Origin of the sequence: Parashewanella tropica (genome assembly GCF_004358445.1) — a bacterium.
GTDB classification, from domain to species: domain Bacteria; phylum Pseudomonadota; class Gammaproteobacteria; order Enterobacterales; family Shewanellaceae; genus Parashewanella; species Parashewanella tropica.
Genome location: NZ_CP037951.1, coordinates 1089522 through 1104311 on the forward strand (window position 1 = coordinate 1089522; position 14790 = coordinate 1104311).

Annotated in this window: 11 protein-coding genes; 9 read left to right on the top strand and 2 right to left on the bottom strand. The window is 40.4% G+C overall.

All coding sequences use genetic code 11. The annotated features are described in order from the left end of the window. Nucleotides 1–579: 579 nt before the first annotated feature. Together E2H97_RS04515 and E2H97_RS04520 are read left to right on the top strand one after the other, a co-directional pair. A complete protein-coding gene (locus E2H97_RS04515; protein ID WP_133406032.1) occupies nt 580–2067 on the top strand; it encodes a lactonase family protein in 1488 nt (495 codons plus the stop codon). A gap of 158 nt (nt 2068–2225) precedes the next feature. After that, the gene (locus tag E2H97_RS04520; protein ID WP_133406033.1) at nt 2226–4421 is read left to right on the top strand and encodes an OsmC domain/YcaO domain-containing protein; all 2196 of its coding nucleotides are present in this window, start codon (nt 2226–2228) and stop codon (nt 4419–4421) included. 379 nt (nt 4422–4800) lie between these two features. On the opposite strand, the gene E2H97_RS04525 is transcribed toward E2H97_RS04520, so the two are convergent. After that, entirely contained in the window at nt 4801–5046 is a 246-nt protein-coding gene (locus E2H97_RS04525) for a hypothetical protein (RefSeq protein ID WP_133406034.1), read from the bottom strand. A 185-nt stretch (nt 5047–5231) separates the two neighbouring features. On the opposite strand from E2H97_RS04525, the gene E2H97_RS04530 reads away from it, so the two are divergent. The 6 genes from E2H97_RS04530 (at nt 5232) to E2H97_RS04555 (ending at nt 11138) form a co-directional block, all read left to right on the top strand. Next, the gene (locus E2H97_RS04530; protein WP_133406035.1) at nt 5232–6140 is read left to right on the top strand and encodes a transcriptional regulator GcvA; all 909 of its coding nucleotides are present in this window, start codon (nt 5232–5234) and stop codon (nt 6138–6140) included. Beyond that, nucleotides 6137–6763 carry an alpha/beta fold hydrolase gene (locus tag E2H97_RS04535; RefSeq protein WP_133406036.1) on the top strand — a complete coding sequence of 209 codons (627 nt, stop codon included), beginning with the start codon at nt 6137–6139 and terminating at the stop codon, nt 6761–6763. Before E2H97_RS04530 ends, E2H97_RS04535 begins: the two co-directional genes overlap by 4 nt. After that, the gene (locus E2H97_RS04540; protein ID WP_133406037.1) at nt 6756–7148 is read left to right on the top strand and encodes a DUF423 domain-containing protein; all 393 of its coding nucleotides are present in this window, start codon (nt 6756–6758) and stop codon (nt 7146–7148) included. The genes E2H97_RS04535 and E2H97_RS04540 overlap by 8 nt, the downstream gene beginning before the upstream one ends. Nucleotides 7149–7259: 111 nt before the next feature. After that, nucleotides 7260–8342: a 23S rRNA (cytidine(2498)-2'-O)-methyltransferase RlmM gene (gene rlmM, locus E2H97_RS04545; RefSeq protein WP_133406038.1), complete on the top strand. Its 1083-nt coding sequence runs from the start codon at nt 7260–7262 to the stop codon at nt 8340–8342. Between the two features lie 172 nt (nt 8343–8514). Continuing rightward, entirely contained in the window at nt 8515–10647 is a 2133-nt protein-coding gene (locus E2H97_RS04550) for a TonB-dependent receptor plug domain-containing protein (protein WP_133406039.1), read from the top strand. 83 nt (nt 10648–10730) lie between these two features. Beyond that, nucleotides 10731–11138, top strand: coding sequence for a thioredoxin fold domain-containing protein (locus tag E2H97_RS04555; protein ID WP_170308246.1), 408 nt, complete (start codon nt 10731–10733; stop codon nt 11136–11138). A gap of 22 nt (nt 11139–11160) precedes the next feature. On the opposite strand, the gene E2H97_RS04560 is transcribed toward E2H97_RS04555, so the two are convergent. Continuing rightward, nucleotides 11161–11682, bottom strand: coding sequence for a DUF2799 domain-containing protein (locus tag E2H97_RS04560; protein ID WP_170308247.1), 522 nt, complete (start codon nt 11680–11682; stop codon nt 11161–11163). A gap of 171 nt (nt 11683–11853) precedes the next feature. Here E2H97_RS04560 and E2H97_RS04565 point away from each other — a divergent pair, with 171 nt between their 5' ends. Next, a complete protein-coding gene (locus E2H97_RS04565; protein ID WP_133406042.1) occupies nt 11854–14790 on the top strand; it encodes a hypothetical protein in 2937 nt (978 codons plus the stop codon).

The window sequence follows — 14790 nt, forward strand, 5'->3', positions numbered from 1 at the left end:
TATGGCTCTGAGATATGGGCTCTTTGATTAAATGTGTATACCTTATTTTGCAGGGGGAGGTGTTCCACGTCTTCGTGGTTCATAATAGGATGCAAAATCTGAGTGCTCCGGATGTTCAACAAAAACATACGAATCAAAGATGTTTGAGTCATCATCTGACCAACATTCTACTGGAGCAGTGTGGAAGTTTGTTTGAGCGGGACTGAGTTCAACCTGTTTGGCACCATGTTTATAAACATGGTGATGATTTATAGGCTCATTCCTATCTCGCGGCTGACTGCCTATGCAGCTTAACAGAAAGTTACCAATTTCAGCTATCATGCTTTGTCTCTACTTTAAACACCACATATAAGTGTAAATAGCTTTACCTACTTTTTTGTTAAACCTTAATGGTGAATAAATTAACATTTTTATATTGATTGATGCTTCACTTCTATTTGTTGCACGCCGAAAACTTGTGATTGTTCTTTGTTTTAATAGCCAGCCAATTTTATTTTTGATCTTTAAGTATTCGCTTGCTTCAACCTTACTATACTTAAGTCCTTAGTTGTTTTTTGCTGTAACATAAGGATGTGTTGTATGTACCCTAAAGCTAAAATCTGTTTATTACTCTCGAGCTTATTTCTAATGCAAGGGTGTAATGATAGTGATAATTCAAGCTCTTCAAGTTCTTCTAATCAACAAACTCGATTTATTTATACCAGTACTAATGACGTACAAGACAATCGTGTTATTTCATTCGCTGTGGCTGACGATGGTAGCTTAATTGAAAGAGCCTCGTTTAGTACTGGAGGCGTAGGTGATGCTGATGATGGTGATATTGATGCGCAAGGCACAATACGTATTCTGGGCGATAAGCTACTCGTTGTTAATGCTGGTGAGACATTAGGTGATGGTAGCATCACTGAAAATAACGGCAGTATCAGCGTGTTTCGAATCAATGATTCAACCGGAGACTTAACTCGTATCGATCAACGAGCTGAACATAGCGGTATTCAAAATATGGATTCTTTCGGAATTCGCCCTGTGAGCATAGATGTTAAAACCGTTGCTGGAAATACTTGGGTTATTGTAGCGAATCAGCAAAATGTTTCTCACTGTATTCAGCCAACTGATGGTGAAAAGCTTGAATCGTGTTTGGATCAATATAACAAACCCATCAGTGAACATTTAGTGGATTCCAACCCTGATACCAGAAACCTATACCTTTATCGTTTTGATGTGGATACTGGCGTATTAACGCCACAAAAGAGGTTGGCGACTTATACAGCTCGCCAAAATGGCCCTGCACAAGTCAGCTTTAGTCCCGATGGAACAAAGGTTGCGGTAACAACACTTGGAATTGTTAATGCGGCTTACCCTGCAAGTACTGAACTCTCTACGCCTGCTCACACATTTTTGTATGATGTCTCCGTTAACAATGGTGATTTTTCATTACTGAATTCAAGATATTTTGCGAATGAAAACATATTGGGATCGATTGGCTTTAGTTGGTCTGCTGATAGCCGCTTCGTATATGTTTCGAATGCCATATTGACGAGTCATTTTATTTCGGATGTTGGCAGTTCGGGGCTAAGAAATAACATTGCAGCCTTGATTTCGTTAGATACAACAAACAGTAATGATGTGTTCGATAGTAGCCCGAATATGAACTCGCAACCTTCGAGTACAGGTTCGATAATTACTGCTACTCGCCCAGCCGCTTGCTGGACTTGGTTATCGCCTGATAATCACTTATACGCTGTCGGTTTTAATTCGAATCAAGTGGTTAAGTTTAATGTTGAAGGAAGCCTTTTAGAGCCTGATCAAATGGTGACTCGAAAAACTGAAACAGAAGGTGATTCGAAAGATATTTATGTAACCTATGATAAACGCCATGCTTATGTTTTAGGTTTTAAGAGCCATGATATTGCCATGTTTAGTTTGGATGCAGACGGTAAGCTTACTGAAAAGTCAGCGTCTCCATTGCAGGTGAAATCGGTACAGGTTAATGGCGAAGCACCTGAAATTACCCAGCGTTACTTCCTTGGTATTGCTGGGTATCCAAATAGTTATTCAGGCTTTTAAGTTGTTGGACAGATATATGAAAGAGCCGACCTAATCTCGGCTCTTTTTTTGCAACTTCTAGAATATCTAAACTTTCCCAAGACACTTGCCTAAAAAACAAGGATAATCCTTTCCATTCATGTTCCACGTCTCTCGACGTATGATTTCGGACCCATGCCATGGAAATCAAAGTAAATTTTCTTGATAACCTTCGTCTTGAAGCTAAGTTTGACGACTTTACCGTAACCGCTGATCAGCCTATTCGCTATAAAGGTGATGGCTCTGCGCCAAGCCCGTTTGACTACTTTCTTGCCTCTTCTGCTTTATGTGCCGCCTATTTTGTAAAGGTGTACTGTAAAGCCCGTGATATCCCGACGGATAATATTCGTTTATCACAAAACAATATTGTTGATCCTGAAAATCGCTATAACCAGATTTTCCAAATTCAGGTTGAACTGCCAGAAGATTTATCTGAAAAAGATCGCCAAGGTATTTTGCGCTCGATTGATCGTTGTACCGTGAAAAAAGTGGTGCAGACTAAGCCTGAATTTAAAATCGAAACCGTAGAGAATCTTGACGCCGATTCTCATGCGATGCTGATGGGCGCGCCAGAGGGTGACAGTAGCACCTATATATTGGGTAAAGATTTACCGCTTGAGCAAACCATTGCCAATATGACCGAGCTCCTTGAAGGACTAGGAATGAAGATTGAAGTATCTTCATGGCGCAATATTGTTCCTAATGTTTGGTCATTACACATTCGTGACGCTGCATCGCCGATGTGTTTTACCAATGGTAAAGGGGCTACCAAAGAAAGTGCATTGTGTTCGGCATTAGGTGAGTTCATTGAGCGTTTGAACTGTAACTTCTTCTATAACGATCAGTTCTTTGGTGAAGAAATTGCCGACAGTGAGTTTGTTCATTATCCAAATGAGAAATGGTTCCCACTTGAAGACGATGACTCCCTGCCTGCTGGTTTGATGGATGACTATTGTTTAGAAATCTACAATCCCGATGGAGAATTGGCTGGCTCAAATTTGATTGATACCAACTCAGGTCGTATCGATCGAGGTATTTGTGCTATTCCGTATAAGCGTAAATCTGACGGTGAAACGGTTTATGTACCATCAAATTTGATTGAGAACTTATTTTTAAGTAACGGCATGAGCGCGGGCAACAACTTGCAAGAAGCTGAAGTTCAGTGCTTATCTGAGATTTTTGAACGTGCGGTTAAGCGTCAGATCATCGAGCAAGAAATTGTTCTGCCTGATGTCCCTCAAGATGTTTTGGATAAATACCCAAGCATTGTGGCGGGCATTAAAGGGTTAGAAGAGCAAGGTTTCCCTATTGTCGTAAAAGACGCGTCACTAGGCGGTCAGTTCCCTGTAATGTGTGTGACCTTGATGAACCCTAGAACGGGTGGCGTATTCGCCTCTTTTGGTGCTCATCCAAGCTTTGAAGTGGCATTAGAGCGAAGCTTAACTGAGTTGTTGCAAGGTCGCAGCTTTGAAGGCTTAAACGATGTGCCTAAGCCAACCTTCAGTAGCTTAGCGGTATCAGAGCCTGAAAACTTCGTAGAGCACTTTATTGATTCAACCGGTGTCATTTCATGGCGCTTCTTCAGTAATCAAGCTGAATATGACTTCTATGAATGGGATTTCTCTGGCACCAATGAGCAGGAAGCTGAAACCTTATTTGGTATCTTGGCTGAGATGGGTAAAGAAGTGTATGTGGCTGAGTTTACTGAGCTTGGTGCATCAGCGTGTCGTATTTTGGTACCAGATTATTCAGAAGTGTACCCTGTTGAAGATTTGATTTGGGATAACACCAATAAAGCTCTAGAGTTCCGTAGTGATATTCTGAATATTCACTCTCTTGATGAAGATGCACTTGCTGCTTTAGTTGAGAGACTAGAAGAAAGTGAGTTGGATAATAATACCGATATTCCAACTTTGATTGGTATTGTGTTTGATGAAAATACCGTGTGGGGACAGCTTACTATTCTTGAACTCAAGTTACTCATTTATTTAGCGTTAGGTGAGTTTGAAGCGGCACTTGAGCTGGTGGAAGAGTTCTTACAATATAACGATAACACAGTGACTCGTTGTTTATTCTACCAAGCGATGCAGGCAGCATTAGAAGTGGTATTAGACGACGAGCTTGAGCTAGAGCACTTTATTCATAATTTCACTCGTATGTTTGGTGAGGACGTGATGGAACAAGTGGTGGGCTCGATTACAGGTGAAGTGAGCTTTAGTGGCTTAACACCAACCAGTATGAAGCTAGAGGGCATTGAACCACACTTACGTTTAATTGAAAGCTATAAGAAGCTGCATCATGCTCGTAAAGTGAAAGCTGGCTTAAGTAAGATTTAGCTCAGGTATGGTTATAGAGCAATAGTATTAACACCAACTGAAGCGCACATCCATGTGCTGACGACCGTGACATCCTGTCACGGACGGTTGTCTTATAACACTATTGCTCTTTTTGTATTTGTTGATTTCTTTTATTACCTATATCAAGCTCGAGTTTTCATAAGACACAAAAAAACCGCAACAGACGTGCGGTTTTTTTATGTGCTTTAAACAGGTACTATACCATTCACATCAATTAGCTGTGTTTTAAGGGAGGCGTTAGCGAAGAAAATACAAGGCGCAATGACGAATCATAGTTTTAACTATGGTAAGAAGTTGCAACGATGTAGTTTCAAAGCTAAGGCATCATCTAAATAACAGTAAATTGATACGAGTGGTATTACTCTTCTGAAGCAGAAGCTTCTTCAGCTTGTGGCTTTTCTTCGTTTTTGGCTACTAAAAAATCTGATGACTGAGTATCCATTAAATTATTGAATAAGCCTGACATCGAAAGTGTTAAATCGATTTTAATGTCTTGATGAAGTTGTGCGGTATCAATTTTAGTTGCTTCAATATTGCTAGCTGATGCAGTTGCAGAAAAAAAGCCAAGAGCTGCGGTTGCTAATAAAGTGGTAAGAGTTTTCATATTTGTTGCCTCAAAGTATTCGTCGCTGTTTCCTGAGTGACCTCGCTACTACTTGAGGCTTTCAGAATCCCATTCTCGTTGGCGCAAAATTTAGTCAAAAGTACTGGTGTTTACAAACGATTAAATGTAATAATTCGGATTAGAAAAAGTAATCTTAAATCACCTTTCAATTAGAGTGAGTAATTATGCCAAGACGTCTTCCACCACTTAACGCTGTAAAGGCTTTCGAAGCGGCCGCGCGCCACTTAAGCTTTACTAAGGCTGCTGATGAATTATTCGTTACGCAAGCCGCAGTAAGCCATCAAATTAAAGCTCTGGAAGAATATTTAGGATTAAAATTATTTAGGCGAAAGAACCGCTCGCTATTATTAACCGAAGAAGGGCAAGGTTACTTTCTCGACATCAAAGATATTTTTATTCAGTTGGCGGAATCGACAGAGCGTTTATTGGCAAGAAGCGCAACAGGTGCACTCACTGTTGCCATGTCACCGAGTTTTGCTATTCAATGGCTGGTGCCTCGTTTAGCTCAGTTTAGTGAAAAAAATCCTGAGATCGATGTGCGCATCAAAGCCGTAGATAGTGATGATGAATCCTTGACCGATGACGTGGATGTTGCCATTTATTACGGTAAAGGTAATTGGCCAGACGTTCGCTTAGATAAATTGCGAAATGAAGTTCTCATGCCTGTTTGCTCGCCATCGCTACTTACCGGAAGCAAACCATTAAACTCGATTTCTGATATCAAACATCATACTTTGTTACATGATATGAGCCGTGAAGATTGGCAGCGTTGGGTTAAGCAATGTGGGCTGAAAGACATTAATGTGAATCATGGACCGATCTTCAGTCATTCATCATTGGTTTTACAAGCGGCGGCCCATGGTCAAGGTATTGCTTTAGGGTACAGTGTTCTTGCTGCGCCTGATATCCAAGCGGGGCGATTAGTGGTACCGTTTCAGGAGGCATTAGTTAGCCCAAATGCTTACTATCTTGTTTGTCAAAACAGTCAAGCTGAACTGGGTAAAGTAGTGGCATTTCGTGAATGGATGCTGGAGATGTTCGCACAAGAATCTCGAAGTGAGTTGTTACAATGAATCTTATCGTTAATGGTGAAGGGGATACGCTGGTACTGTTTGCTCATGGTGCAGGTGCCGCAATGGATTCAGACTTTATGCAAGAGTTTGCTGAAACGCTTGCTAGTAAAAATTACAAAGTCGTACGTTTTAATTTTGCCTATATGCAAGCGAATAAAGGCGATGGCAAAAAACGACCTCCTGAGCGTATGCCGAGGTTGTTAGCGCATTTTGAGAATACTTTGAAACAGGTGGTAGAAGAACATCAACCTAAACGAGTTTTCTTAATGGGTAAATCCATGGGAGGTCGTGTAGCAGCGATTTTGTCTAAAACTCTAGAAATTCCTGTTCAAGGGATTATATGTGTAGGCTATCCATTTATTCCTATTAAAGGTGGAAACCCTAGACTAGAGCCGCTTGAAGAATCGTTGCATCCAATTTGTATTATTCAAGGTGAACGGGACAGATTTGGCAATACACAACAAGTGACTGAATGGAGTTTGCCTGACAATGTTGCGATAAAGTGGGTTAATGATGGCGATCATAGTCTGCAACCTCGTAAAATGTCAGGCTATACTTGGGAGCAAAACTTAGCTCAAGCGATTGACTACTGTGAGCAATTCATTGGAGAAAGTCATGCGTAAAGGAATATTCTTAATAGCTTGTTTAAGTGGTTTTTTAGCTACTGCGCTAGGAGCGTTTGGTGCTCATGGTTTAAAAACGGTTGCTTCTGGTGAAATGCTACAAATCTTTGGTCTTGCGGTGGATTATCATTTCTATCATACCTTTGCGTTGATAGGAGCGGCATTGGCGGGACATTGGGTGAAATCAAAGCTTCTTGATTATGCTTGCTATGCTTTTATTTTCGGTATTGTTTTATTTGCTGGCTCTTTATATAGCTATGTACTTACGGGCACCAAGTTTTTGGCCATGTTGACGCCACTAGGTGGAATGGGCTTTTTAATCGGTTGGTTATTATTAGCAGCAGCGGTTTATCAAAGTAATACAGAAGTACATCCAGAGAGCTAATTTTTCTATTAGCGTAGATATATTAGGTTATGTAGCTAAATCAATATAAATGTCATTTAAAATTGATTTAGCTATAATGCCGCATCTTTTGATTTCCAGTTTCAAACATTCATGCAGAACTTAGTATTGTATTGTCGCGCAGGCTATGAAAAAGACTGTGCGGCTGAAATCCAATGGCGTGCTGAAGAGTTATATATTGGTGGCTTTGTTAAAACAAAACCCAATGATGCCTACGTAGTATTTCAAACGTTCGAAGCCGACGGCGCCGATAAGTTGATGGAGCAAATCAAACTCAATGACTTGGTTTTTGCCAGACAAATGTTTGCTGCTGGTGAGTTGCTTAAAGACTTGCCTGAAAATGACAGGGTTACGCCAATTGTCGAGTCACTGGCAGACGTTGAAAAAGCTGGTGAGCTAAGAGTTGAAACCCCTGATACTAACGAAGCCAAAGAGTTATCGACTTTTTGCCGCAAGTTAACCGTACCTTTACGTCAGAGCTTAAAAAAGTCGGGTTCACTTCTTAATAAAGAACATTCAAAGCGTCCAATCATCCATGTGTGTTTTGTTGCGCCGGGGCAAGCTTACTGTGGCTATTCACTTAGCTACAATACTTCACCTCATTTTATGGGGATCCCAAGACTTAAGTTTCCATCAGATGCACCAAGTCGCTCAACGTTAAAATTGGATGAAGCTTTTTCTCACTTTTTAACCAAAGAAGAGCAAGAAGCACGAGCAAAAAGTGGCATGAACGCGGTTGATTTAGGTGCCTGCCCTGGAGGCTGGACGTATCAGCTCGTTCGCCGTGGCATGTTCGTAGCGGCTGTCGATAATGGTCCTATGAATGAAAATCTCATGGAAACGGGGCAAATAAAACATTACCGCGAAGATGGTTTTAAGTTTGAACCGCCAAGAAAGAATGTGTATTGGCTAGTTTGCGATATGGTGGAAAAGCCGTCTCGTGTGGCTGAGTTAATTGAAGATTGGGCGGTAAGAGGTTGGTTCAAAGAAGCCATTTTTAACTTAAAGCTACCAATGAAAAGTCGCTTTAAAGAAGTAAGACAAATCTTAGCTAAAATGGATGAAATGCTTAGAGAGTATGGTGTTGAAGACTTTAAAGTCCAATGTAAGCATTTGTACCACGACAGAGATGAGGTCACAGTTCATCTTTGGTTAAATCCATCGAAAGGATTTTAATTTATCTCGATTTAATGATAACAAATTTGTGATACACGTTAAGCTATGGTGAAAATCATAGCTTTTTTGTTTCTAGCTTGCCCTTCATCTTGATGTTGATCAATTTTAAGTAAATGAGAATTGATTACATTACGCTCGTTTTTGATACCAAAATAAGACGTATGGGGTCACTATGAAATTCTCGCCACTTTATTCTGCTATGCTCGCAGTTTCTTTTATTTCCACACCAACTTTGATTGAAGCCGCTGAAAATGACGGAGTTGATCAAGAAATAGAATCGATTCAAGTTCAAGGTGTTCGTCGTAAACTCGATCTGGCTGGTCGCTTAAAAGATGTTATCCAGCAGACCGAAGTATTAGATGCAATGATGATCGAAAATAAAAATGCATTAAACCTGACTGCTGCGATTAATAACGAACCTGGTGTTAACGTTTCTAATGAGTGCTCTATGTGTGGTGTTAAGCGCATTATGCTTAACGGCATGAAAGGTGAGCATACAACGATTCTGGTTGATGGTTTACCTACCCATACCCTTATCTCTGGCTTTTATGGTGTAGATGCGATTGCGACAACAGGTGTTGATCGCATTGAAGTTGCTCGTGGTGCAGGTGCGTCATTAATTGCGCCAGAAGCGATTGGTGGTACCGTCAACATTATTACTAAACAAGCCTACGATAATCAGGTTGCCGTTGATGTGGCTAAAGGTTCACATGACTTTACTGCTATCAAAACCATGGCAACAGGTGTATCAGAAGATGGCACGACAGGTCTTACTTTGGTTGGCCAGTATGACAAGCAAGACCAAGAAGATCATGATAATAACGGAGTGAGTGAAGCGCCATTTATCGAAAACCAATCAATTACAGCTCTTATTAGCCAAGATGTTTCTGATAGTAGTAACATTCAAGTTCGAATTTCAAAAATTCAGTCTGAAATTTTTGGTGGCCCTGTTATTGGTAAAAATGTGAAGTCCATTGGTGCCGCCATTGCCAGTTACGACAAAAAAGACTCAGAGCATTTATTTGAAGATGATGATGTTCGAAAGAAATACATAGGTAAGCCTTGGGAAACGACAGAGTGGATCAAAACCACGCGTGATGAAGCTTACATAAAATATCTATCGGAACTTTCTGATGAGACCGTTGCTGAATTTGCAGTAAGCTATGCCAAGCATAAACAAGATTCATTTTATGAAGGTATTGATTATCAAGCTAACGATAAAATGACCTATGCTCGTGCGAAATTCGATACTGATTTTAGCGATGAGTTTTCACTAACTTATGGCTTAGATATTCGCCATGAAAAAATGCGTTCATCGACAGATGCTCTAAGCAAACTACCCACTTACCAAAGTGATTCATTCGATTATGAAACCAAAGGCTTGTTTTTACAAAGCACTTGGACACCAATGGATGAGTTCGAAATTGCGACAGCAGTTCGTGTAGACAGAGTCATGGCGGACTTCGTTGACCCTAAGAAAGTGGGCGTTGAAATTGAAGAAACGTTTATTGCTCCACGTCTAGATATGCGTTACTTCCATAATGATGAGTTTACTTCTCGTTTTTCTGCGGGTCGTGGTTATCGTGCTCCATTATCATTCTTTGAAACGGATCACGGGATCTTGGATTCTAAAAAAGGCTATCAAATTGATGTTGATTCGTTAGAAGAGTCGCTTTCTGTCAGTTACTCTTTGGCCTATGATGCGGATGAATTAGCCATCACTACCTCTATTGCTCATTCTGAAGTTGAGAACCTTGCCAGTCTCGAAGAAACGGATAAAGGCGTGCCTTTACTGACTCAATTAAAAGACACGGCTTCGGTCAGTACCTTTGATATTACCGCGGGTTACACCATCAATGATAATTGGACAGTTAACGCCAGTGTTGAGAAGTTTATTTACGATAAAAACTTCCGCTCATCTTACTCGATTGCGCCAGTCGAAGAGCGTGCCAGCTTTGAAATTCAATATGAAAAAGAAAACCTAAAAGTCTTTTGGTCAACCGTGTGGTTTGGCAGTAAAGACTTAGCAAAATACGGTTACGAAGGTTTTGACAAGAAAGGGGATAAGAGTACTAAGAAAACCTTGAATGCTCCTGCGTTCTCAACGTCTGATATCAAAGCACAATATCAGTTAACCGAAAGTACGAAAATTTATGCGGGCGTTTCAAATATCTTTGAAGAAACCCAAATAAAACGTGGTGATTCTCCATTGTTCTTCGATGCCAATGGTGACTTTGATGTGGCCTACATTTACGGTTCATTGCATGGGCGTGAAATCTACGCTGGCGTAGAAGTTAAGCTTTAATGGTCAATTCCCTTACCAAAAGAATTACACAAGTACTCTTTCTGAGTGCTTGTGTGTTTTCGTTCCACCTTCATGCAATGAATATGACATTGCCTTCTCTCAGAGCAGGACAACAACATGTGGAAGTGGCTCAAGCTGGAAAGTTATCCGTGATTATGTTGTTTCAACCACAATGCAGCTGGTGTAAAAAGCAAGCGCAGCAACTTACTCAGCTTCAGCAACGTTGCCAGCATCAATTTCATATCAGTTTAGTTGGTACGAATGGTTCTAAGCGGCAACTAAAAAGAAGCCTTAAACATTACGATGATGAGTTACTTGCAGCAAAAGCCAGTAAGGTCTTTTTGAGAAAAATAGGTGGTTTTAAAGCCTCACCTACGACAATTTTTTACGATCAAAATGGCAACGAAGTTGCAAAGCGCAGAGGGTATATCCAACTTGATAAATTTAAGAACGCGATAAAATTGTTGTCGAAAGGAGAGTGCCATATTTAGGCACTCTTTTTTCGCTAAAAAATCAAAACTCAATATGCACAGAGACATCAGGTTTAGATAAGTTATCAATCCTTCTTTCGATCTTATCGATTTGTTCTTGAAGTCGTTCTTTCTCTTTGAACTCAGGTTCATTCGCCATTTGATTACGCAGCTCTCTGATTTCACTTCTTAGCTGTTGTTTACGTTGCTCTATCTCATATTGCTGACGACCTAATTTATAGTTCTTTATGAAGTCAGCATTTGAGCAAACGCCATGGTATGTTATGCCAGATTTTCCTATGCGATAGCCGTTATCCGCGCGGCAATATTTTGTGAGTCCTTTTTCATAGCCCCGTTGCCACTCTTGGGCATTTACTCTTACTTCCGTGTTTCCTGCACAGGCATTTTGGTAAGTTGTAATACTGTATGAAGGGTTTCCTGCATATCCGTCATTAAATCCCTGTAAATACCAATCTGTTGGTTTACATTCCCATTGCTTAAACAGTTGGCATCCAGAAAGAAATAACGGAAATATGAGGCTAGATACTAAGAGCTTGTTAGTCATACTAAATCCTTCTAAGTAAGTGATGTTAAATCCATAGTGGCATGTTTTTGTTAATAAAAACATACATTATTTTTACAGAGCTTAAGCTTGGCTGTATTGGCGCCCATATAAAGTGCATGGATAAATATCTCTATGGTACAAGAGCCTATTCCGTCCTTTGTAAAATCAAAAATGTCCACTACTCAAGTTCCAATCCTCCCACCGCCACCTAACTCAAAACTGTTGAGGCAGCAAAGTACATTTTATGAAGAAGATAAAGAGCTTCTATTTAGCGGAAGCACAGAACAAGCCGTCGAATTGTTAATTGCTAGACCTTGTACACGCTTAGATTTCCCCGTGGATGGTGAGCCTTTTCTAGTTCATTTAGCTAAAAGTGGAGATTACAGCAAACTAAGGCTTTTTACCGCTCATTTAAAACGAAACGGCATGAGCTCCGTTGTGCAATGTCAATCCTCGAAAGGTGAGACATTACTGCACCTGCTATTTTCCCAAGAACTTTCTGAAGATACAGAAAATCTTGATTTCCTTTTCGAGACTATTTTTTTGTTGCTCCCTCAGGCTGATCTATTGGCAGTAGATGATGACGGTGATGCAATTATTGAGTTTGCACTTCACAAACAGTGGGATTGCTTTAAAACACTTCGACAGAACATTCTGCACAAATTAGCCTTAGATGGGGCAGCCAAAAATATTGAGATAAAGGGTGAACCATTATTGGTTTTTTTAGCCCGAGAAACTGAGTTGTATTCAGAAGAGCTATTACATGAACTCATTGATAGTGAAATAGGGCATGTCGTTGAAGTTTTTGGTATTCCTGAAAATGAAGAGTTAGAGGATGATCTATTTATCAATACAGGCTCACCAAAGCTCGTCACTGTATTTGATTTTCAGACACTGGAAAGAATGCATGTAAGAAGGAGTTCCAATCCGAAGGTTAAGTCCGGAGATATGGTGGACATTCCTGAAGTCATTGAAGAAGAAAGTGTGCACTCAAAGGTTAAGGCTGCTGTTGCAACTATGCGTGGTAACACTCTTCTGGAGGATAAGAGGGGGTACGAGGCATTAAAGGTAGAGGAACAAGAAACATCATCGCCAAGTCAATTGCGAAAGTTTGTTACTCGTACCAAGCATGCTATAGAAAGCGTGAGGCTTGAGCACATAAGAAAAAAAGTAGAGCGTAAATTGTTAGGGAGACTACCTTCTGTAAGCGAGGACCCATTATTATTCAACGAAGTTGTTCCAATATCTGATTATCGCAGAAGGTCTTCTGGATTTTCTTCAACTTCATCAGGTGTGGGTATTTTGCCAATTAGAGAGCTAAAAGGTGTAGAACTAGAAAATGTTAAAAAGAAAATTTTAATTTTTAGGAAGTATCAACAACAAAAGAAAAGCACCGAAAAGCGTGCCAAGGAAGTCTCTGAAACCAGAGAGTTATGTCGTAAAGCCTTGAAGTCTCGAAGGGCAAGTTTGCACCCCAACTCTCCACTCGCAACCTCTCCCAATAGCGCACCTATGTCTTTTGAACCTACAGCGTCACCGCATTACAGTGATACCTTTAGTACAGAAGGAGAAGTAAAGAAAGAAGTGGCGCAATGGAAGCAAGCATTTTCAAAAATTAGAACAGCAAATGCGCAAAAAAAAGCGGGCTGGGATCCCACTTTATTTTTAATAGAAAAAAAGTTAAGCGAAGAGCATAAAAAAGAAAAGCAAGCGGCACAAAAGGAATGGGAAGAAGCTAAAAAATTAGTTCATGAACAACTTACTTCGTTTCAAGGAAAACATAGAAACCTAGCAGAAACCAGTGCTATGGGGGGCTACCAAACGGCTATTTCCCGTATGACGACTAACCTTGAAAGTTTTCATATGGAAGGTGAACTTGAACAAGCATCAGAAGTCATGCAGCAAGTTGGCCAATTGGCTCAGTTAATTCTAGAAGGGCGTGACGTAATAAAAGGATGGGATGTAAAGAGTATTGATGCTGCTATTAACTCTGCATCTGCTGGTTTGGGTATAGTGCTAGGGGCTGGGGAAGTTGCAGGTGGGATGGTCACTCTCGTTGGGCAAGGAACCGTTAAGGCGGTTGCCGAAGGTATCGCAAATGGTTGTGGAGTGGTCAATGATATTCAAAGTAGTATCAATGAGGCTTTACACATGGTCATTGATATTTGTCATTTAGTGAAGGAGTTTTATGAAGGTGAGCCAGCGCTTGGAAAGTTAGAAAGTATTGGGGCCGTTGATATTCTAAAAAAAGGTGCTGGATTTGCAAAGCAATTGCTCAGAATTATAAGAAACCTGCTAAAAGCCACAAAAGGTATTTTGGAGTTAGTTGGGCATTCTACAGTAGGCCTCGCTGAGGCCATTCCTGGATTAGGTATTCTTTTCAATATCATGAGCATAACGGAGAGAGCGATTTATTTAGCGGATAATGCATTCTCATACAGTGAATTGTGTGAAATGAAAGATCGATTAAAGGATTCCTTAGTTACGGATCCGGTACTACGAGTTATGTTTGATAAATCAGAAGCTAGAAAAACTTCTATAACGGAAATGGAATATTTTACGCAGACGGCTCCGACACTCCGTCGTTCACAAAGGCTATATCAAGAGTCAGATGACGACATATTAGAAGCAAGGCGTTATGAACTGGTTAGAGAGCTTAAGAGTGTTTGTGGTAAACGTATTTTAAAAAATGCTTGTGACATTGCCTTTGATCTAGGTGGGATTCTAGGAGAAGGACTAAAGTTAGGAGGCGTAACAGCAGAAGCTGGGATAGCAGTAGGGGCGAGTATCTCGATTTCCAGAGCAGGTATTACAGCTTTAAACCACTTGAAACGGCTTTATCATACTCATCAGGATGATGAAAAATCACCTAAAGCTAAACATCTACGTCGCTGTCGCTTGATGGAGACGTTTTTTGTATTGACTCTTTCTTTTCTAGAGCAAGATTTTTCGGATGAAAGCCAAGCCATGAAACATGCGGCACAGTACCAAGAGCTCAGGCAGTACTTCTATGCCATGGGGCTCAAACCAAAGGATATTATTGGCAAAGAGCTTGATGATAATCTTTTGAAATTCGTTTACGACGTGTTAAAGAAACGAGAACCATAA

Bases quoted from the DNA above. Each gene is read 5' to 3' on its own strand.
- E2H97_RS04555 (WP_170308246.1), top strand. From the start codon at position 10,731: ATGACATTGCCTTCTCTCAGAGCAGGACAACAACATGTGGAAGTGGCT.
- E2H97_RS04520 (WP_133406033.1), top strand. From the start codon at position 2,226: ATGGAAATCAAAGTAAATTTTCTTGATAACCTTCGTCTTGAAGCTAAG.
- E2H97_RS04525 (WP_133406034.1), bottom strand. From the start codon at position 5,046: ATGAAAACTCTTACCACTTTATTAGCAACCGCAGCTCTTGGCTTTTTT.
- E2H97_RS04560 (WP_170308247.1), bottom strand. From the start codon at position 11,682: ATGACTAACAAGCTCTTAGTATCTAGCCTCATATTTCCGTTATTTCTT.
- E2H97_RS04565 (WP_133406042.1), top strand. From the start codon at position 11,854: ATGTCCACTACTCAAGTTCCAATCCTCCCACCGCCACCTAACTCAAAA.
- E2H97_RS04530 (WP_133406035.1), top strand. From the start codon at position 5,232: ATGCCAAGACGTCTTCCACCACTTAACGCTGTAAAGGCTTTCGAAGCG.
- E2H97_RS04535 (WP_133406036.1), top strand. From the start codon at position 6,137: ATGAATCTTATCGTTAATGGTGAAGGGGATACGCTGGTACTGTTTGCT.
- E2H97_RS04550 (WP_133406039.1), top strand. From the start codon at position 8,515: ATGAAATTCTCGCCACTTTATTCTGCTATGCTCGCAGTTTCTTTTATT.
- E2H97_RS04515 (WP_133406032.1), top strand. From the start codon at position 580: ATGTACCCTAAAGCTAAAATCTGTTTATTACTCTCGAGCTTATTTCTA.
- E2H97_RS04540 (WP_133406037.1), top strand. From the start codon at position 6,756: ATGCGTAAAGGAATATTCTTAATAGCTTGTTTAAGTGGTTTTTTAGCT.
- rlmM (WP_133406038.1), top strand. From the start codon at position 7,260: ATGCAGAACTTAGTATTGTATTGTCGCGCAGGCTATGAAAAAGACTGT.